This window comes from Thermoactinospora rubra, from assembly GCF_002093975.1.
Taxonomy (GTDB): Bacteria; Actinomycetota; Actinomycetes; order Streptosporangiales; family Streptosporangiaceae; genus Nonomuraea; species Nonomuraea rubra_A.
Genome location: NZ_MSZZ01000061.1, coordinates 17557 through 35631, shown reverse-complemented (window position 1 = coordinate 35631; position 18075 = coordinate 17557). Strand labels below are relative to the sequence as shown.

Annotated in this window: 15 protein-coding genes and 2 pseudogenes; 14 read left to right on the top strand and 3 right to left on the bottom strand. The window is 72.3% G+C overall.

Going from position 1 to position 18075, the window contains the following annotated elements; translation table 11 throughout:
* Positions 1-20 precede the first annotated feature (20 nt).
* Complete coding sequence (locus tag BSB02_RS34020; RefSeq protein WP_084965103.1) at positions 21-443, bottom strand: FAD-binding protein; 423 nt, start codon at positions 441-443, stop codon at positions 21-23.
* 211 nt (positions 444-654) lie between these two features.
* On the opposite strand from BSB02_RS34020, the gene BSB02_RS42685 reads away from it, so the two are divergent.
* The 6 genes and pseudogenes from BSB02_RS42685 to BSB02_RS33995 all read left to right on the top strand — a co-directional run bounded on the left by BSB02_RS42685 (position 655) and on the right by BSB02_RS33995 (position 5082).
* Positions 655-1101, top strand: a complete 447-nt coding sequence (locus BSB02_RS42685; protein ID WP_240506910.1) for a hypothetical protein — start codon at positions 655-657, stop codon at positions 1099-1101.
* Between the two features lie 57 nt (positions 1102-1158).
* Positions 1159-1263, top strand: a pseudogene (locus BSB02_RS42680) (4-hydroxy-2-oxovalerate aldolase); the annotation flags it as partial.
* Complete coding sequence (locus tag BSB02_RS34010; RefSeq protein ID WP_240506908.1) at positions 1241-1711, top strand: hypothetical protein; 471 nt, start codon at positions 1241-1243, stop codon at positions 1709-1711. The pseudogene BSB02_RS42680 and the gene BSB02_RS34010, both read left to right, overlap by 23 nt.
* Entirely contained in the window at positions 1701-2663 is a 963-nt protein-coding gene (locus tag BSB02_RS34005) for an MBL fold metallo-hydrolase (RefSeq protein ID WP_084965102.1), read from the top strand. The genes BSB02_RS34010 and BSB02_RS34005 overlap by 11 nt, the downstream gene beginning before the upstream one ends.
* Complete coding sequence (locus BSB02_RS34000) at positions 2642-4216, top strand: FAD-dependent monooxygenase (protein ID WP_084965101.1); 1575 nt, start codon at positions 2642-2644, stop codon at positions 4214-4216. Before BSB02_RS34005 ends, BSB02_RS34000 begins: the two co-directional genes overlap by 22 nt.
* Positions 4217-4260: 44 nt before the next feature.
* A complete protein-coding gene (locus BSB02_RS33995) occupies positions 4261-5082 on the top strand; it encodes an SAM-dependent methyltransferase (protein ID WP_084965100.1) in 822 nt (273 codons plus the stop codon).
* Between the two features lie 3 nt (positions 5083-5085).
* On the opposite strand, the gene BSB02_RS33990 is transcribed toward BSB02_RS33995, so the two are convergent.
* Complete coding sequence (locus BSB02_RS33990) at positions 5086-6615, bottom strand: sugar ABC transporter ATP-binding protein (RefSeq protein ID WP_084965099.1); 1530 nt, start codon at positions 6613-6615, stop codon at positions 5086-5088.
* Between the two features lie 81 nt (positions 6616-6696).
* Positions 6697-7485: a DeoR/GlpR family DNA-binding transcription regulator gene (locus BSB02_RS33985; protein WP_206185034.1), complete on the bottom strand. Its 789-nt coding sequence runs from the start codon at positions 7483-7485 to the stop codon at positions 6697-6699.
* A 192-nt stretch (positions 7486-7677) separates the two neighbouring features.
* Here BSB02_RS33985 and BSB02_RS33980 point away from each other — a divergent pair, with 192 nt between their 5' ends.
* From BSB02_RS33980 to BSB02_RS33945, 8 genes and pseudogenes are all read left to right on the top strand, one after another.
* The gene (locus BSB02_RS33980) at positions 7678-8736 is read left to right on the top strand and encodes an ABC transporter substrate-binding protein (protein ID WP_084965098.1); all 1059 of its coding nucleotides are present in this window, start codon (positions 7678-7680) and stop codon (positions 8734-8736) included.
* Positions 8720-10300 carry a sugar ABC transporter ATP-binding protein gene (locus BSB02_RS33975; protein ID WP_084965097.1) on the top strand — a complete coding sequence of 527 codons (1581 nt, stop codon included), beginning with the start codon at positions 8720-8722 and terminating at the stop codon, positions 10298-10300. The genes BSB02_RS33980 and BSB02_RS33975 overlap by 17 nt, the downstream gene beginning before the upstream one ends.
* Positions 10293-11225 (top strand): ABC transporter permease, encoded by a 933-nt coding sequence (locus BSB02_RS33970; protein ID WP_084965096.1) that lies wholly within the window; start codon positions 10293-10295, stop codon positions 11223-11225. Before BSB02_RS33975 ends, BSB02_RS33970 begins: the two co-directional genes overlap by 8 nt.
* Positions 11222-12187, top strand: coding sequence for an ABC transporter permease (locus BSB02_RS33965; RefSeq protein WP_240506906.1), 966 nt, complete (start codon positions 11222-11224; stop codon positions 12185-12187). The genes BSB02_RS33970 and BSB02_RS33965 overlap by 4 nt, the downstream gene beginning before the upstream one ends.
* Positions 12184-14889, top strand: a complete 2706-nt coding sequence (locus BSB02_RS33960) for an AbfB domain-containing protein (RefSeq protein WP_084965094.1) — start codon at positions 12184-12186, stop codon at positions 14887-14889. Before BSB02_RS33965 ends, BSB02_RS33960 begins: the two co-directional genes overlap by 4 nt.
* Before the next feature lie 69 nt (positions 14890-14958).
* On the top strand, positions 14959-15438 hold the full coding sequence (locus BSB02_RS33955) for a nitroreductase family deazaflavin-dependent oxidoreductase (protein WP_143591525.1): 480 nt from the start codon (positions 14959-14961) through the stop codon (positions 15436-15438).
* Positions 15439-15501: 63 nt separating this feature from the next.
* A pseudogene (locus BSB02_RS33950) lies at positions 15502-16076 on the top strand (chitinase).
* Between the two features lie 114 nt (positions 16077-16190).
* Positions 16191-17999, top strand: a complete 1809-nt coding sequence (locus BSB02_RS33945) for a glycoside hydrolase family 15 protein (RefSeq protein ID WP_084965092.1) — start codon at positions 16191-16193, stop codon at positions 17997-17999.
* The last annotated feature ends 76 nt before the right edge of the window (positions 18000-18075 follow it).

Here is an 18075-nt window from a genome sequence, read left to right as displayed (position 1 = left end):
CGGCCCTCAGAAGGTACGGCTCAGCCGAAGCGCAGGGTGAGCTTGAACTCGTTGGGGTAGACGATCTGCTGCACGGTCAGGGTGCCCCGCCTGCCGGTCAGGGTGAGGGTCTGGGGCTCGTAGCGCTCCAGGGCGGTCTCGTTGATCTCGCCGACCGCCGTGAACCGGCCCTCGGGCACGCGCAGCGTGTCGGTGCAGTGGCCGACGACCAGCCCGTCATCCACCAGGGCGTGCCCGGCGAAGTTGTGCCCGCCCGCGCGCACGGCCAGCGGCAGCCCGGTCGCGCGGGCGTGCCGTACGGCTGCCGCCACGTCGGCGGTCGTCCGGCACCGCGCCACCGCCCGCGGCGACCGGGTGACGGCGCGGTTCCAGATGCCGCACGCCTCGGCGAAGCCCTGGTCGCCCGCCGTGAGGATCCGGCCGGAGAATCCCTCGATGTCCATGGCATGGAGAGGCTAGGAACGCCGCCCGCGCCCGGTCGCGCCCGCCGGTCCGGCAGGCGGAACGGGAGCCTGCGCCGGGCCGTTCCGGTCATCGGAACGCCACCGTCGCGGCCCGGCCCCGCCGAGGAGCACGTTACGACGACAGCCGCCCTCGCGGCCGACTCGTTGACCAGATGACGATCGTCAAGCAAGCACCTGATCGAGGTGGCGTATGAAACGTCTCGCGCTCGCGGGCCTGTCCGTGGTCATGATGGCGGTGACGGCGTGCGGCGGCAACGCCGCCGCACCGTCCGAGGCGAGGGCGACCGGCGGCGGGAGTCCCGGCTGCGCGGACGCCGAAGGCAAGACGGTCGGCTTCAGCCAGCCGCTCGCCGACCCGAACTTCCACGTCCTGGAGCAGATCGTCACCAAGGTCCGGTTCGTCCACAACGACCGGCTCGTCGACGCCCTCCACCTCCAAGCGTCCTGCGCCATCCTCCACGTCCCCGCCGTCCGCGCCTACTACGACCAGCTCAAAGCCCGTGATGTCAGCCACAACGCCGCCCTCCGCCAAGTCGGCAACCGCCTGGTCGGCATCCTCCACGGCTGCCTCAAAACCCACACCCGCTACGACCAAGCAATCGCCTGGTCACACCGCAATCACGACCTCACCGCTTGACATCCAACGTCCAGGGATGTCTGACCCCCCGAGGAGCTGGCCAAGCAGGCACGGATCATGGTGGACGCCGGATGCCAGTGCGTCTACGTCACCGACTCGGCGGGCGCGATGATCCTGGAGGACGTCACCGACCGGGTGAGTGCGCTGCTTGCCGAGGTGGGCGGCCAGGCGCAGGTCGGCTTCCACGGCCACCAGAACCTCTCGCTGGCCGTGGCCCAACACCGTCTTCGCCTTCCGCGCGGGAGCCGTCCAGGTCGACGGCTGCACCCGCGGCCTCGGGGCCGGGGCGGGCAACACGCCCACCGAGGCGCTGGTCGCCGTCTGCGACAAGCTCGGCATCGAGACGGGAGTCGACGCCTTCGCCATGATGCGAGTGGCGGAGAATGTGGTACGTCCCCTTATGGACGGCGAATGCGTCGTGGACCGGCTGTCCCTGGCCATGGGCTATGGCGGGGTGTACAGCTCGTTCATGAGGCACGCCGCCCGCGCCGCCGGTCGCTACGGCGTCGACCCCGCCGAGATCCTGCTCGAGTGCGGCCGACGCCGGCTCGTCGGCGGCCAGGAGGACCAGATCACGCAGATAGCCCTGGAGCTCGCCGATGACCGCTAAGCCGTTCGCCTCCTCCGCCGATCTGGAGGACAAGCAGCAGACGCTGGAGGTGATCGCCGACGGCGTCTACGCGCTGACCGCCGAGGGCGACCCCAACGTCGGCGCGATCGAGGGGGAGGACTTCCTGGTCTGCTTCGAGGCCATGGCCACCCCCGTCGCCGCCCGCGCCTGGCTGGAGCGCCTGCGCGAGCACACCGGCAAGCCGGTGCGCTACCTCGTGCTGTCGCACTACCACGCGGTGCGCACGCTGGGCGCGTCCGCCTTCGGCGCCGAGGTGATCGTGGCGCACGAGAACACCCGGGCGCTGATCGCCGAGCGCGGCAAGCAGGACTGGGCCTCCGAGCTGGGCCGGATGCCGCGCCTGTTCAAGGACCCCGATTCCATCCCGGGCCTGACCTGGCCGACGCTCACCTTCTCCGACCGGGTCACCATCGACCTGGGCGGCGAGCGGGGCGAGCTGGTCCTGCGGTACTGCGGGCGCGGCCACACCGAGGGCGACATCGTCGCCTGGCTGCCCCGGCAGCGGGTGCTGTTCGCCGGGGACCTGGTGGAGGCGCAGGCGGCGCTGTACACCGGCGACGCCTACCACCGCGAGTGGGCCACGACCACGCTGGACCGGGTCGCCGCGCTGGAGGCCGAGGCGCTGGTCGGCGGGCGCGGGGCGGTGGCGCGGGGCCGCTCCGCCGTGGCGGCGGCCGTCGAGCAGACCCGCGACTTCCTGCGCACCATGCTCACCGAGGCCGGCCGCGTGCATGCGGCCGGGGGCACGCTCAAGGAGGCGTTCGAGGCCGCCCACGCCGCCCTGGAGCCCCGCTACGGCCGCTGGCCGATCTTCGAGCACTGCATGCCGTTCAACGTCTCCCGCCTGTGGGACGAGCTGTCCGGGATCGAGCGCCCGGTGATCTGGACCGCCGAGAGGGACCGCGAGGTATGGAACGCACTCCAGTCGTGATCGTCGGCGCCGGGCCGGTCGGGGTGGCGCTGGCGTTGCTGCTGGCCCGTCACCGGGTGCCGAGCGTGGTGCTGGAGGCCCGGCCGCGGCGCGACCCGGCCGGGTCCAAGGCGATCTGCTTCCAGCGGGACGTGCTCGACGTGCTGGACCGGGTGGGCGTGGCCGAGCAGATGGTCGCCGAGGGCGTCACCTGGACCACCGGCCGCACCTACTACCGCGAGCACGAGCTGTACAGCGTGACCTTCCCCGATCCGGGCAAGAGCGTCTTCCCGCCGTGGATCAACATCTCCCAGGCGCGCGTGGAGGAGCTGCTGCTGGCCAAGGCCGCCGCCGAGCCGCTGGTCGAGGTGCGTTTCGGCGATCCGGTGACCGGCTATGAGGAGGACGCCGAGGGCGTGGCGGTCCGGACCGGGAGCGGCGCGGTCGTCCGCGGCGGCCACCTGGTCGGGGCGGACGGCTCGCGCAGCGCGGTCCGGCGGCTGGCCGGGATCGACTTCCCCGGCCGGTCCTTCGACGACCGCTTCCTCATCTGCGACGTCAAGGCCGACCTGCCCTTCCCCAGCGAGCGCCGCTTCTACTTCGACCCGCCGTGGAACCCCGGCCGCCAGGTGCTGGTCCACCAGTGCCCGGACTCGGTGTGGCGCATCGACTGGCAGGTGCCGTCGGACTTCGACGTGGCGACGGCCGACGTCGACGGCATGGTGCGCAAGATCGTGGGCGACCGGCCGTACGAGATCGTCTGGCTCACGCTCTACCGTTTCCACGAGCGGGTGGCCGCGGCGTTCCGGCGGGGGCGGGTGTTCCTGGCCGGGGACGCCGCGCACCTGTACGCGCCCTTCGGCGCCCGCGGCCTGAACTCCGGGCTGCAGGACGCCGAGAACCTGGCCTGGAAGCTGGCCCTCGGCGGCGAGCGGCTGCTGGACAGCTACGAGAACGAACGGCGGGCCGCCGCGCTGGAGAACCTGAAGGTCACCGGGGACACGATGGAGTTCCTGGTGCCGCAGACCGCCGAACGCTGGGAGTGGCGCCGCAAGGTGCTGGCCGCCGCCGTGACCGACCCCGGGGCGCGCAAGCACATCGACTCCGGCAAGCTCGCCGAGCCGTACTGGTATGTGGACTCGCCGCTGACCACCGGCGGCGAGCCGGTGCCGGCCGAGCCGGGAGCCGTGCGCCCGCCGGTCCCCGGCGTGCTCTGCCCGGATGCGCCCGTGGCGGCGGCGGGGGGCCGGACGCGGTTGCGGCGGCTGTTCGGCGGCGGCTTCGTGGTGCTCACCGCCCGCGCCGACCGGGTCGAGCCGGCCCGTACGGCCTGCGCGGGCGTGCTGCCGGCCGAGGTGCCGGTCGAGGTGTACGGCCTGCCCGGCATCGACGTGGAGGGCGTGGCGCTCCGGGCCCTGCGGGCGGGAGAGGACAGCGTGCACCTGGTGCGGCCGGACGGCCACCTGGCCGCGGTGCTGCCGGACTTCTCGGCCGGGGCGTTGCGTGAGGCGCTCGCCAAGGCCGCGGGCCGGAGCCCCGAATCGGCCGGCACGCCGGGCCGCGCCGCGTCATAGGATCCGATCATCACAGATGTGCCGGGATGGCCGGAAGGGATCGCATGGACGCCGAAGCCGCACCCCCGGGCGTGGACCCGTCGGTCCCGAACGCCGCGCGCATGTACGACTACTTCCTCGGCGGCAAGAACAACTTCCGCGCCGATCGCGAGCTGGCCGAGCTGGTGCTCAGCGTCCTGCCCGAGACCCGGGAGGGCACCCGCGAGAACCGCAGGCTGATCGGCCGCGTGGTGGAGTACCTCGTCGGGCAGGGCGTCCGGCAGTTCCTCGACCTGGGCTCCGGCCTGCCGGCCCAGCAGAACGTGCACGAGGTGGCGCTGCGCCTGGCCCCCGACGCCCGGATCGTGTACGTGGACAACGACCCGGTGGTCTGCGCGCACGGCCGGGCGCTGCTGGCCGAGCCGGACCGGGTGGCCATGGTGGAGGGCGACGCGACCAGGCCCGCGGAGATCCTGGGCCACCCGGAGGTGGCCAAGCTGCTGGACTTCGACCGGCCGGTGGCGGTGCTGATGATGTTCTTCCTGCACCTGGTGCCCGACTCGGCCGACCCGCAGGGCTTCGTGGCCGCCTACCGCGACGCTCTCGCGCCGGGCAGCTACCTGGCGCTGTCCCACGTCGGCAGCGACGCGGCGCCCGAGCGGGTGGCCGCGGTGAGCCGCATCTACCAGCAGGCCAACGCGCCGTTCTGCCCGCGCGCCGGGGCGGAGATCAGGGCCTTCTTCGGCGACTTCGAGCTCGTCCCGCCCGGCCTGGTGACCGGGAACGGCCCGGAGGTGGGCTGGCCCTTCGCCGACGCCGACACGCGGGCCTTCGTGGACGAGGAGCTGGCCCGCATGGCGTACGTGGGCATCGCCCGCAAGCCCTGAGGCTCACGCGCCGCCCCCGGGCCCCTCCTTCGCCATCGTCGCGGTGATCACCTCGGCGGTGACGTCGGGCCCGTTCAGCTCGGCCAGCACGGCGCCGTCGCGCAGCACGACGATCCGGTCCGCGCCCTCGACGAGCTCCTCCAGGTCGGCGGAGATGAGGAGGATGGCCAGGCCGTTCACCGCCAGCTCGTCGATGAGCCCGTGCACCTCGGCCTTGGCGCTCACGTCGATGCCGCGGGTCGGCTCGTCCAGCAGCAGCACCTTGGGGTTCATCGCGAGCCGGCGGGCCAGCAGCACCTTCTGCTGGTTGCCGCCCGACAGCTCGGCGACCCGCTGGCCGGGGCCCGTGGCCTTGATGCCGAGCCGCTTGACCAGGGCGTCGACGACCTCGTCCACGCGGCGCTCGGAGATCAGGCCCGCCCGCGCCAGGCGGGGGAGCGCGGCCAGCGCGATGTTCTCGCGCACCGACAGGGACGGGATGAGCCCCTCGCTCCTGCGGTCCTCGGGCAGCAGGTGGACCCCGGCCCGGATGGCCGCGCGGATGGCGCCCGTCCGCAGCGGCCTGCCGCCGACCGTCACCTGTCCGGCGTCCAGGCTGAGGGCGCCGGCGATGGCCTTGGCGGTCTCGGTGCGGCCCGAGCCCACGAGCCCGGCCAGCCCGACCACCTCGCCGGGCCGGATGTGCAGGGAGACGCCACGCAGGACGGACTCCTTGACCATGCCGGTGGCGCGCAGGACCGGGGCGTCGGCGGGTTCGGGATGGGCGCCGTCGAAGCCGGTCAGGCCGCGCTCGGCGACCTCGGCCGGGTCGCGGCCCAGCATGAGCGCGACCAGCCGGAGCCGGTGCAGGCCCGCGACGGGCCCGGTGTGCGCGACCCTGCCGTCGCGCAGCACGGTGACCCGGTCGCACAGCCGGAAGACCTCCTCCAGGCGGTGGCTCACGTAGATCACGGACCTGCCCTGCTCGCGCAGCCGGGACACGGCGGCGAAGAGGGCGGCGGCCTCGGCGTCGCCGAGGGAGGCCGTCGGCTCGTCCATGACGACCACGCGGGCGTCGCTCTCGACGGCGCGGATCAGCGCCACCATCTGCTGGGCGCCCGTGGGCAGCGAGCCGAGCGGCTTGCGGACGTCGATCCGCATGCCGTACGCGCCGAAGATCTCCTCGCTGCGGCGGAGCAGCCGCCGGACGTCGATCAGCCGTAACCGGGTGCGCGGCTCCCTGCCCAGGAGCAGGTTGCGTGCCACGCTCATGCTGGCGATGAGGTTGCCCTCCTGGTAGAGGGCCGAGATGCCCGCGAGGCGGGCGTCCATGGGGGTGGCGAAGCGCACGTCGGCGCCGCCGACCCGCAGCCGCCCGGCGTCGGGCCGGTGGACGCCCGACAGGATCTTGACGAACGTCGACTTGCCCGCGCCGTTCTCGCCGACGAGCGCGTGGACCTCCCCGGGCGCGAGCGAGAAGGAGACCCGGTCGAGCGCGCGGACGCCGGAGAAGTCCTTGACGATCCCGGCCGCCTCGATGGCCATGCTTGCCATAAGCCACCCTCCTCCCGAGGATGGTGACCGAGCAAGGGAACGATTCCGTCAAGAATCGAACCGTGATTCGGTCACGGTCGGTCAGATTCGAGCGATGTGGAGGCGCACGCCCCTGGCGGCCAGCTCGTCCAGGACCGCGCGGTCGGCGCGATCGTCGGTGACCAGGTCGGTGATCTCCTCCGCGGGCACGGTCTGGACCATCGTGTCCACGCCGATCTTGGTGTGGTCGGCGAGCACGACGACCTCCTCGGCGGTCGCCGCGAGCGCCCGGTCGACGCCGGCGACCTGCATGTTGGGGGTGGACAGGCCGCGCTCGGCGCTGAGCCCGTTGCCCGAGATGAACGCCCGCCGTACCCGCAGGCCCGCCAGGGAGCGCTCGGCCGCGCTGCCGACCAGCGCCTGGATGGAGCCGCGCAGCGTGCCGCCGGTCACCACCACCTCGATGCGCGGGCAGTCGGCCAGGGCCTGGGCCACCAGCAGCGAGTTGGTCACCACGGCCAGCTCGGTGTGCCGGGCCAGCCTCCGGGCCAGGGCCTGGGTGGTCGTGCCCGCCCCGATCGCGACGGCGTCGCCGTCCTCCACCAGGGAGGCGGCCAGCTCGGCGATGGCCGCCTTCTCGGCCGCCGCGGTGGAGCTCTTCTGCGCGTAGCTGGGCTCGCGGGACAGCTCGCCGGGCAGGGTCGCGCCGCCGTGGTGGCGGTCGAGCAGCCCCTCGCTCTCCAGGTAGCGCACGTCGCGCCGGACGGTCACCTCCGAGGAGCCGACCGCCAGCGCGAGCTCGCGCAGCGAGACCGCGCCGTTGGCGCGCACCAGCTCCAGGATGCGCTGGCGGCGCTCGGCGGCGAACATCGGGCGGGCGGATTCGGTCATGCGGGGCTTCCTGCGGCGGTGGCGAACGCCTCGGATCTTAGTCCGCGCCGGTCACGACGAGGTGACCGTCCAAAGCGGATCGTTTTTGACCATATCAGATCGAATGTGACCGCACTGTGACGGCTCCTTTATCGGCTCGTTTCCGCCCTCCTTCACTGTGAAGCCCACGCACCGAACGCCCCAGGAGGAAAGATGCGCGCTGCCTTAGTGCTGGCCGCCGCCGCGGTCGTGCTGACCGGGTGCGCCAAGGCCGAAGCCCCTACCGCCACCGCCAATCCAGCCGACGCCCAGGCCCAGCAGCAGGTGGTCAAGAGCCCCTCCGCCCCGGCGGGCGGCGGCTGCACCATCGCGCAGCACGGCTCCCCGAAGTTCGACCTCAAGAGCGCCGTCGTCGGCTTCTCCCAGTCGGAGAAGGAGGCCAACCCCTTCCGCATCGCCGAGACCAAGTCGATCAAGGACGAGGCCGCCAAGCTGGGGATCGCCAACCTCAAGGTCACCAACGCGCAGTCGCAGTTCTCCAAGCAGATCAGCGACGTGCAGCAGCTCATCGCCCAGGGCGCCCAGCTGCTCGTCATCGCCCCGCTCAACTCCGACGGCTGGGAGCCCGTCCTCCAGCAGGCCGCGGCCAAGAAGGTGCCGATCATCACGATCGACCGGAAGATCAACGCCAGGCACTGCGCGGACTACGTCACCTTCATCGGATCGGACTTCACCGAGCAGGGCCGCCGCGCCGCCGACCAGATGATCGAGGCGCTCGGCGGCAAGGGCAAGGTCGCCATCCTGCTCGGCGCGCCGGGCAACAACGTCACCACCGAGCGCACCAACGGCTTCAAGGAGCAGATCGCCGCCAAGGCGCCGGACATCGAGATCACCTTCGAGCAGACCGGCGAGTTCACCCGCGAGAAGGGCCAGCAGGTCACCGAGCAGCTCATCCAGTCCAACCCGGACATCGACGGCATCTACGCCGAGAACGACGAGATGGCGCTGGGCGCCGTCACCGCGCTCAAGGGCGCGGGCAAGAAGCCGGGCGACGTCAAGATCGTGTCCATCGACGGCACCCGCGGCGCCGTCCAGGGCATCGTGGACGGCTGGATTTACGCGGTGATCGAGTCCAACCCGCGCTTCGGCCAGCTCGCCTTCGCCACCGCGCAGAAGTTCCTCGACGGCGAGCCCATCCCCGAGAAGGTCATCATCGAGGACCGTGAGTACGACAGCGCCAACGCCAAGGACTCCCTTGGCCAGGCCTACTGAGGTGCCGGGCCGCGACGCCCCGGGCTCCGGCGCGGGTACGGCCGGCCGCACCGCCGGGCCCGTGCTCGAAGCCCGGGACGCCGTCAAGGTCTTCCCCGGCGTGACGGCCCTGGACGGCGTGTCCTTCTCCCTGGACCAGGGCGAGGTCCACGCCCTGGTCGGGGAGAACGGCGCGGGCAAGTCCACCCTGATCAAGGTGCTGACCGGGGTGTACCGGCTCGACGGCGGCGAGGTCCGCTACCGGGGCGAGCGGGCGGAGTTCGGCAGCCCGCTGGAGGCCCAGCGGGCCGGCATCGCGACGATCTACCAGGAGGTCAACCTCGTCCCGCAGATGAGCGTGGCGCGCAACCTCCTGCTCGGCCGCGAGCCGCGGGGCCGCCTGGGCCTCATCGACTTCGCCGCCATGCGCGAGCGGGCCACGGCGGTCCTGCGCGAGTACGGCATCGACGTCGACGTGCGCCGCCCGCTCGGCTCGCTGGGGCTCGGCGTCCAGCAGATGGTGGCCCTGGCCAGGGCCATCCAGGCCGACGCCAGGGTCGTCATCATGGACGAGCCGACCTCCTCGCTGGAGCCCCGCGAGGTGGAGACGCTGTTCGCCGTCATCGCCGGGCTCAAGGCGCGCGGCACCGCGATCGTCTACGTCAGCCACCGGCTGGAGGAGCTGTACCGGATCTGCGACCGGGTCACCGTCCTGCGCGACGGCAGGGCCGTGCACACCGGCCCGCTGGCCGGACTGGACCGGCTGCGGCTGATCTCGCTCATGCTCGGCCGGGCGGTCTCCGAGGTGCGGGCCGAGGGCTTGACCAAGTTCGCCGGGCACCACGACAGCGCCGGGGAGCCGGTGCTGCGCGCCGAAGGCCTGGCCCGCCGCAACCTGCTGCGCGGGGTCTCGCTGGCCGTACGGCCCGGCGAGATCGTGGGGCTCGGCGGGCTGCTGGGCTCGGGCAGGAGCGAGACGGCCAAGGCCATCGCCGGGGCGCTCCCCCTCGACGAGGGCCGGGTCAGCGTGAACGGCCGCGCCGTGCCCGGCGGGTCGGTCCCGGCCGCGATCGAGGCGGGCGTCGTCCTGCTGCCCGAGGACAGGAAGGCCGAGGGCATCGTGCCCACCCTGTCGGTCCGCGACAACATCGCGCTCGCCGCGCTGCCCAGGCTCTCGCGGGCGGGCATCGTCTCCGAAGCCGAGGTCGACCGGGTGGTGGCGGCGTTCGTGGACCGGCTGCGCATCAAGGCGGCAGGGCCGCACCAGCCGGCGGGCGAGCTGTCCGGCGGCAACCAGCAGAAGGTACTGCTGGCCCGCTGGCTCGCGATGAACCCCAAGGTGCTGCTGCTCGACGAGCCCACCCGGGGCATCGACGTCGGCGCGAAGGCCGAGGTCCAGGCGCTGATCGACGAGCTGGCCGGCGACGGCCTGGCGGTCGTGCTCATCTCCTCCGACCTGGAGGAGCTGGTGGAGGGCTCCGACCGGGTCGTGGTGCTGCGCGAGGGCGCGGTCGCCGGCGAGCTCCACGACGACATCACCGAGGACGGGATCATGGCTGTGATCGCCGGAGGCGGCCATGGCTGAGCCGGCACGCGGCCGCATCGCCTGGTTCCAGGAGTACGGCGTCTACGCGGCGGTGGGCGTGCTGCTGCTGTTCAACGCCGCCTTCACCCCCCACTTCCTGGCCCTGGACAACTTCCGCACCCAGCTCGTGCAGGTCGCCCCCATCGTCATCGTGGCCCTCGGCATGGCCCTGGTGATCGGCACCGAGGGCATCGACCTGTCGGTGGGGTCGGTCATGGCGCTGTCCGCGTCGGTGATCGCCCTGTACCTCGGGTACGGCGCGGCGCCCGCGATCCTCATGGCGGTCCTCGCCGGAGCGCTGGTCGGCGCCGCCAACGGCGCCCTGGTGGCGTTCGTCGGCGTCCAGCCCATCGTGGCCACGCTCGCGCTGCTGGTCGGCGTGCGGGGGCTGGCCAACGTGCTGCTGCCGCAGCTGAAGGAGTTCGTCAACCCCACGCTGGTCGCCATCGGCAGCGACTCGGTCGCGGGGATTCCGATCGTCGTGCTGGCGGCGGTGGCGCTCACGGCGGCGGTGGCCTTCGTGGTGCGGCGCACCACGTTCGGCCGGCAGCTGGTGGCCGTGGGCGGCAACCGCGCCGCCAGCCGGCTGTCGGGGCTGCCGGTGCGCAGGATCCTGCTCACCGTCTACGTGATCTCCGGTGCGCTGGCGGCCGTCGCCGGCGTGCTGGCCACCTCGCGGCTGCAGGCCAGCGACCCCACGTCGCTGGGGCTGTTCATGGAGCTGTCGGCGATCACGGCGGTGGTGGTGGGCGGCACCCCGCTGAGCGGCGGGCGGGTGCGGGTGCTCGGCACGGTCATGGGCGCGGTGCTCATGCAGCTGCTCCAGGCCACGCTGATCAAGCACAACCTGCCCCAGTCATGGACCCAGATGGCCCAGGCCGTGATCATCCTCGCGGCCGTCTACGCGGCTCGGGAGCGACGGTGACCCTGACCGAGACCACCCGCGAACGCGCGGGCACGCTCTTCCGGCAGCACGGCGCGCTCGTCGTGCTGGGCGTCCTGGTGGTGGCCGGCACGCTGGCGTTCGACACCTTCCTCACGCCCGCCAACCTCACCAACATCGCCACCGCCTCCTCGTTCCTGGCGATCATCGCGATCGGGATGACCTTCGTGATCATCTCGGGCGGCATCGACCTGTCCGTCGGCTCGCTGTTCGTGCTGGGGGGCGTGCTGGCCGCCTACGGCTCGCAGTACGGGACGCTGGCCGCGCTGGCGCTGCCGCTGGCGGTGTGCGGGCTGTTCGGCCTGGTCCAGGGGGTGATCATCGCGCGGACCGGGATGGCGCCGTTCATCGTGACGCTCGCCGGGCTGCTGGCCGCCCGCGGGCTCATGCTGTCGCTGACCGGCGAGGGCGCCACCACCTACCTGGTCGAGGACGAGACGTTCGCCGCGATCGGGCAGGGGTCGCCGGCGGGGATCGGCTACCCCGTGTTCGTCACGGTGGCGGTCCTCGCCGTCGCGGCGGTGTTCCTCCAGCGCACCGGCTTCGGGCAGAACGTCTACGCCATCGGCGGCAACGAGGACGCCGCCGCCCTCATGGGCGTGCCCGTAAGCCGCACGAAGATCATCGTCTACCTGGTGTCCGGGCTGCTGGCCGGGCTGTCGGGCGCGCTCAACGCCGCCCGCCTGTCCTCCGGCGTCACGATCCTGGGCATCGGGCTCGAACTCGACGTGATCGCCGCCGTGGTCATCGGCGGCACCCTGCTCACCGGGGGAGCGGGCGGGCTGACCGGCACCATCGCCGGCGCCCTCCTGCTGGGCGTGATCCAGAACCTCATCAACCAGGCCGGCGGCCTGACGTCCGCGTTCCAGCAGGTCGTCAGCGGCGCCTTCCTGGCCGCCGTCGTGATCGTCCACCGTTTCCTCAGCCGGAGGGCCGCGCCATGATCCGATTACTCCTCCCCCTGCTCCTCCTCACCGCGCTCCTCGTCCCCACCGTGTCCACCGCCGCACCGGCCGCCGCCGCGGCGCCCCTGACCACCCCGTGGCCCGCCGACGGGCTGCCCGAGTACCCCCGGCCGCAGCTGGTGCGGCCCGACTGGCAGAACCTCAACGGCACCTGGCAGTTCACCGGCGCCGCCGGCATCGACAACCCGCCCGTCGGCCAGAACCTGCCGGAGACCGTCCGCGTGCCGTACCCGGTCGAGTCGGCCCTGTCGGGCGTTCAGCGGCACGAGACCTTCATGTACTACCGGCGGACCTTCACCGTCCCCGCCGCCTGGAGCGGCCGCCGGGTCAAGCTCAACTTCGGCGCCGTGAACTGGCGCGCCCGCGTCTGGGTGAACGGCACCCACGTCGGCCAGCACACCGGGGCCTACGACCCGTTCTCCTTCGACATCACCTCCGCGCTGCGCTCCGGCGCGAACGAGCTCGTCGTCGGGGTCCACTCGCCGGTCGACGCGGGCGGCCAGCCGGTCGGCAAGCAGCGGCTCAACCCGGGCGGGATCTTCTACACCGCGGCCTCGGGCATCTGGCAGACGGTCTGGCTGGAGCCCGTCAACGCCGCCCACATCACCCGGCTCGACACCACGCCCAACCTCCCCGCCGGGGCGCTCGACCTGGTGGTGAAGGGCACCGCCGGCGAGGCCGTGCGCGCCGTCGTGCTGTCCGGCGGGCAGCAGGTGGCCGCCGCCGACGGCACGGTCGGCCGGCGCATCCGCATCCCGATCCCCAACGCGCGGCTGTGGTCGCCTGAGGACCCGTTCCTGTACGACCTGCGGGTGAGCCTGGCCGGCGGTGACACCGTGACCGGATATTTCGGGATGCGCTCGGTCGGCAAGGCGTTCGTCGGCGGCGTGCTGCGACCCGTGCTCAACGGCCGCTTCGTGTTCAACATCGGCACGCTCGACCAGGGCTACTGGCCCGACGGCATCTACACCGCGCCCTCCGACGCCGCCCTGCGCTTCGACCTGGAGCAGCAGAAGGCGCTCGGCTTCAACACCGTGCGCAAGCACATCAAGGTCGAACCCGCCCGCTGGTTCTACTGGGCCGACCGGCTCGGGCTCATGGTCTGGCAGGACATGCCGTCCATGCGCACCGGCGTGAACCCCTCGGCGGCCGACCGGGCCACCTTCGAGGACGAGCTGTACCGCATGGTGGACAACCTGCGCGGCATCACCTCGATCGTGCAGTGGATCCCCTTCAACGAGGGCTGGGGTGAGTACGACCCGGCCCGCATCGCCGACCTCGTCAAGAGCTGGGACCCGACCCGGCTGGTCAACAACAACTCCGGCTCCAACTGCTGCGGCTGGGACGGCGGCAACGGCGACGTCGTCGACGACCACATCTACGTCGGCCCCGGCACGCCCAACCCCGCCACCGGCACCCGCGTCGCGGTCCTGGGCGAGTTCGGCGGGCTCGGCCTGCGCGTGCCCGGCCACGAGTGGTCGCCCGGCAACGGCTTCGCCTACGAGATGACGCCGGACTCCGCCACCCTCAACCGCCGGTACGAGGAGGTCACCAGGGCCGTCAAGCCGCTCGTCACCGGCCGGGGGCTGTCGGGCTCGATCTACACCCAGCCCACCGACGTGGAGAACGAGGTCAACGGCCTGTACACCTACGACAGGCGGGTGCTGAAGGCCGACGCCGACCGGCTGCGCGCCGTCCACCGCTCCGTGCTGGACGCGGCGGCCGCCGCCCGGGTGAACCGGCTGGTGTCGCTGCGGGTCACCACCCCGGGCCACACCGACCGCTACGTCCGCGACTCCGGCGGCCTGGGCGTCACGGAGGTGGTCGGCTCCGGCAGCGCCGACGCGCTGAAGAGGGACAGCTCCTTCTGGGTACGGCCCGGCCTGGCCGACCCCTCCTGCGTGTCGTTCGAGTCCCGCGTGCACCCCGGCCACTACCTGCGCCACCGCGACCACCGGGTGCGCCGGGAGGCGGGCGACGGCTCCGCGCTGTTCCGGCAGGACGCCACCTTCTGCGTGCGGCCGGGGCTGAGCGGCACCGGGCTGACCTACGAGTCGTACAACCTGCGCGGCCACTACCTGCGGCACATCGACAGCGAGGTCTACATCGCCAGGCCCGGCGGCCCCAACCCGTGGGACGCCGCCGCGAGCTTCGCGCAGGACGTCAGCTGGCAGGAGGCCCCCGCCTGGTGGCGCAGCGGCGCCGACCTGGCAGCCGGGCAGAACGTCTCGCTGAAGGTCGTCACGCCCTGCTGCACCGACCGCTACCTGCGGCACCAGGACGGCCTGGCCTTCACCGAGGTGGTCACCGCCGCCGGCCCGGCGCTGCTGAAGGCCGACGCCACCTTCACGGTACGGCGGGGCCTGGCCGACCCCTCGTGCGTGTCGCTGGAGTCGCGCAACTTCCCCGGCCACTACCTGCGGCACTCGCAGTACCGGATCAGGAAGGACGCCCGCGACGGCACGGCGCTGTTCGACGCCGACGCCACCTTCTGCGCCATGGGTCCGCTGTGGGGTGGCTCGGGGGTGTCGCTGGAGTCGCTGAACTACCCCGGCTACCACATCAGGCACTACTACTCGGCCGTCTACCTGGCGGGCAAGGACGGCGCCCAGGCGCATGACACGGCCTCCACCTACGCGGAGGACTCCACCTGGCAGGTCGCCGCGCCCTGGACGCCGTGAGGTGACCGGCCGGCGGCGGGCTCCGCCGCCGGCCGTTGTCACCGCCTTCTTCTCATTACACTGACGGTCGTGAAGAATTCCCCTAAGCCCGCGGTGACGCGGACGCACCCGCCCAAGCTCGCCATGGCTCTGGTCAACCCAATAATGAGAGCCTTGCTGCGGCGCGGCAAGGGCGGCCCGAGCGAGCACCTGATGATTCTGCACTTCGCCGGTCGTCAGTCGGGCAAACAATACGACGTGCCGGTGGCGCAGCAGCGGCTGGACGGGCGGCTGTGCGCCTTCACCAACAGCGGCTGGCGGGTCAACCTCCGCGGCGGCGCCGACGTCGAGGTCACCCTCCGGGGACGGCGCGTGCCCATGCGCGCCGAGCTGGAGGAGGACCCGCGCACGGTGGCGGCCGCCTACGACCGGATGATCCGGGCCGTCGGCGTCGAGAACGCCCGGCGGCTCGGGATCAGCGTCAACGTCGACCGCGCGCCGACCCTTGAGGAGCTGGCGGAGGCCGTGGAGCGGGAGGGGCTGTCCATCGTCCACCTCACGCCGCGGTAGCCCGGCCCTTCCCAGCCGCCCAACCCAGGAGGCTTCGTGGTCAGCCAGGCGCAGTTCGACCAGATGTTCCCGAACCGCAACCCCTTCTACACCTACAGCGGACCGACCGCCGCGCTGTCGGCCTGCCCGGCCTTCGCCGGCACCGGCAGCGACACCGTGCGCAAGCAGGAGGCCGCGGCCTTCCTCGCCAACGTCGCCCACGAGACCGGCGGCCTGGTCCACATCGCCGAGCAGAACACTACTGCGATGCCGGCCGGCCCTACGGCTGCCCGGCCGGCCAGGCCGCCTCCTACGGCCGCGGCCCCATCCAGCTGAGCTGGAACTTCACCTACAAGGCCGCCGGCGACGCGCTCGGCCTGCCCCTGCTGACCAACCCCTGGCTGGTGCAGCAGGACGCCTCGGTCGCCTGGAAGACCGCCCTGTGGTACTGGATGACCTAGAACGGCCCCGGCACGATGACGGCGCACAACGCCATGGTCAACGGCCACGGCCACGGCTTCGGCGAGACGATCCGCAGCATCAACGGCGCCCTGGAATGCGGCGGACGCAACCCCGCCCAGGTGCAGAGCCGTGTCGGCAACTACCGGCGCTTCACCGCCGTCCTCGGCGTCGCCCCCGGCGGCAACCTGACCTGCTGAGCCTCGTCCGGGGTACGGCGCGCGTGCCGTACCCCGGCCTGCCGCGGACTCCTATGGCCGCCGCGGGAGCGCCTAGGCTGGCAGCAGGAAAAGCGCGTGCGCGGGGAGAAGCGTATGTCCGAAAAATCCCGCTATCTGGCCATCTCCGAGCACGGGCTGATCGGCGACCTGCGCACCGTGGCCCTGGTCGGCACCGACGGCACCATCGACTGGTACTGCTGTCCGGCCTTCGACGCGCCGAGCGTCTTCGCCTCGATCCTCGACGCCGACCGGGGCGGCTCGTTCGAGCTGGCCGCCGCGGTCCCGGCGAAGACCAAGCAGTTCTACTTCCCCGACACCAACGTGCTGATCACCCGGTTCTTCACCGAGGACGGGGTGGGCGAGATCCAGGACTTCATGCCCGTGGAGGACGAGCTCCACCGCACCGACCGGCACCGGCTGATCCGGCGGGTGCTGTGCGTGCGCGGCTCGATCCCGTTCCGGGCGCGGGTGGCTCCGCGGTTCGACTACGGGCGGCAGCCGTACACCCTCCGGACGGCGGGGGACGCGGCGGTGTTCGAGTCCGGCTCGCTCTCCCTCGCGCTGACCGCCACGGTGCCGGTCGAGCGCGACGGCCAGGACGTGCGCGCGGACTTCAAGCTCCGCGAGGGGGAGTCGGCGGTGTTCGCGCTCGACCACGTCGGCAGCGGGGTGGAGCCGCAGGCGTGCCCTCACGCGGAGGCCGAGCAGCAGTTCGGCGCGACGGTGGCGTTCTGGCGGCGCTGGCTGTCCGCCTCCCGCTACCGGGGCCGGTGGCGGGAGATGGTGCACCGCTCCGCGCTGACGCTCAAGCTGCTCACCTACGTGCCGACCGGCGCGATCGTGGCCGCGCCGACGACCAGCCTGCCCGAGCGGATCGGCGGCGAGCGCAACTGGGACTACCGGTACGTCTGGGTCCGCGACGCCGCCTTCTGCGTCTACGCGCTGCTCAGGCTGGGCTTCACCGGCGAGGCCGAGGCGTTCATGACCTTCCTGACCGAGCGCGCCAACCTGTGCTGCTCCGGCTCCTCGGGGCCGCTGCAGGTGATGTACGGCATCGACGGGCGCACCGACCTGCCCGAGCACGAGCTGACCCACCTGGAGGGGTACGAGGGCTCCGCCCCCGTGCGGATCGGGAACGCCGCGGCCGACCAGCTCCAGCTCGACATCTACGGGGCGCTCATCGACTCGGTCTACCTGTACGACAAGTGGGGGCGGCCCATCTCCAGCGACCAGTGGGACCGCGTCTGCGAGCTGGTGGACTGGGTCTGCGACAACTGGGACCAGCCCGACGAGGGCGTGTGGGAGACACGCGGCGGACGCAAGAACTTCCTCTACTCGCGGCTGATGTGCTGGGTCGCGATCGAACGCGCCATCCGCATGGCCAACCGCCGCGGCCTGCCCGCCGAGCTGCCCCGCTGGCGGGAGGCGCGTGACACCGTCTACCGGCGGATCATGACCCGCTTCTGGTCTCCCACGCGGCACGCGTTCGTGCAGCACGAGGGCGAGGACGTCCTCGACGCCGCCGTGCTGATGATGCCGCTGGCCAAGTTCATCTCGCCCACCGACCCCAAGTGGCTGTCCACGCTGGACGCACTCGGCGCCGATCTGGTGTCGGACTCCCTGGTCTACCGCTACGACCCGCAGGCCAGCCCCGACGGCCTGCGCGGGGAGGAGGGCACGTTCTCGATGTGCTCGTTCTGGTACGTCGAGGCGCTGACCCGCGCGGGGCGGCTCGACGAGGCGCGGCTGGCCTTCGAGAAGATGCTCACCTACGCCAACCACCTGGGCCTGTACGCCGAGGAGATCAGCCGCACCGGCGAACAGCAGGGCAACTTCCCCCAGGCCTTCACCCACCTCGCGCTGATCAGCGCCGCGTTCAACCTCGACCGCGCGCTGGGCTGACGGGCGAGCTCCGGCGTCGCCGTAGCGGCCGCATCAATAATCACCCCACAGCCGTATGAAACCCATCAAGACGGGC

Bases quoted from the DNA above. Each gene is read 5' to 3' on its own strand.
- BSB02_RS42685 (WP_240506910.1), top strand. From the start codon at position 655: ATGAAACGTCTCGCGCTCGCGGGCCTGTCCGTGGTCATGATGGCGGTG.
- BSB02_RS34000 (WP_084965101.1), top strand. From the start codon at position 2,642: ATGGAACGCACTCCAGTCGTGATCGTCGGCGCCGGGCCGGTCGGGGTG.
- BSB02_RS33970 (WP_084965096.1), top strand. From the start codon at position 10,293: ATGGCTGAGCCGGCACGCGGCCGCATCGCCTGGTTCCAGGAGTACGGC.
- BSB02_RS33985 (WP_206185034.1), bottom strand. From the start codon at position 7,485: ATGACCGAATCCGCCCGCCCGATGTTCGCCGCCGAGCGCCGCCAGCGC.
- BSB02_RS33960 (WP_084965094.1), top strand. From the start codon at position 12,184: ATGATCCGATTACTCCTCCCCCTGCTCCTCCTCACCGCGCTCCTCGTC.
- BSB02_RS33980 (WP_084965098.1), top strand. From the start codon at position 7,678: ATGCGCGCTGCCTTAGTGCTGGCCGCCGCCGCGGTCGTGCTGACCGGG.
- BSB02_RS33995 (WP_084965100.1), top strand. From the start codon at position 4,261: ATGGACGCCGAAGCCGCACCCCCGGGCGTGGACCCGTCGGTCCCGAAC.
- BSB02_RS34005 (WP_084965102.1), top strand. From the start codon at position 1,701: ATGACCGCTAAGCCGTTCGCCTCCTCCGCCGATCTGGAGGACAAGCAG.
- BSB02_RS33990 (WP_084965099.1), bottom strand. From the start codon at position 6,615: ATGGCAAGCATGGCCATCGAGGCGGCCGGGATCGTCAAGGACTTCTCC.
- BSB02_RS34020 (WP_084965103.1), bottom strand. From the start codon at position 443: ATGGACATCGAGGGATTCTCCGGCCGGATCCTCACGGCGGGCGACCAG.
- BSB02_RS33945 (WP_084965092.1), top strand. From the start codon at position 16,191: ATGTCCGAAAAATCCCGCTATCTGGCCATCTCCGAGCACGGGCTGATC.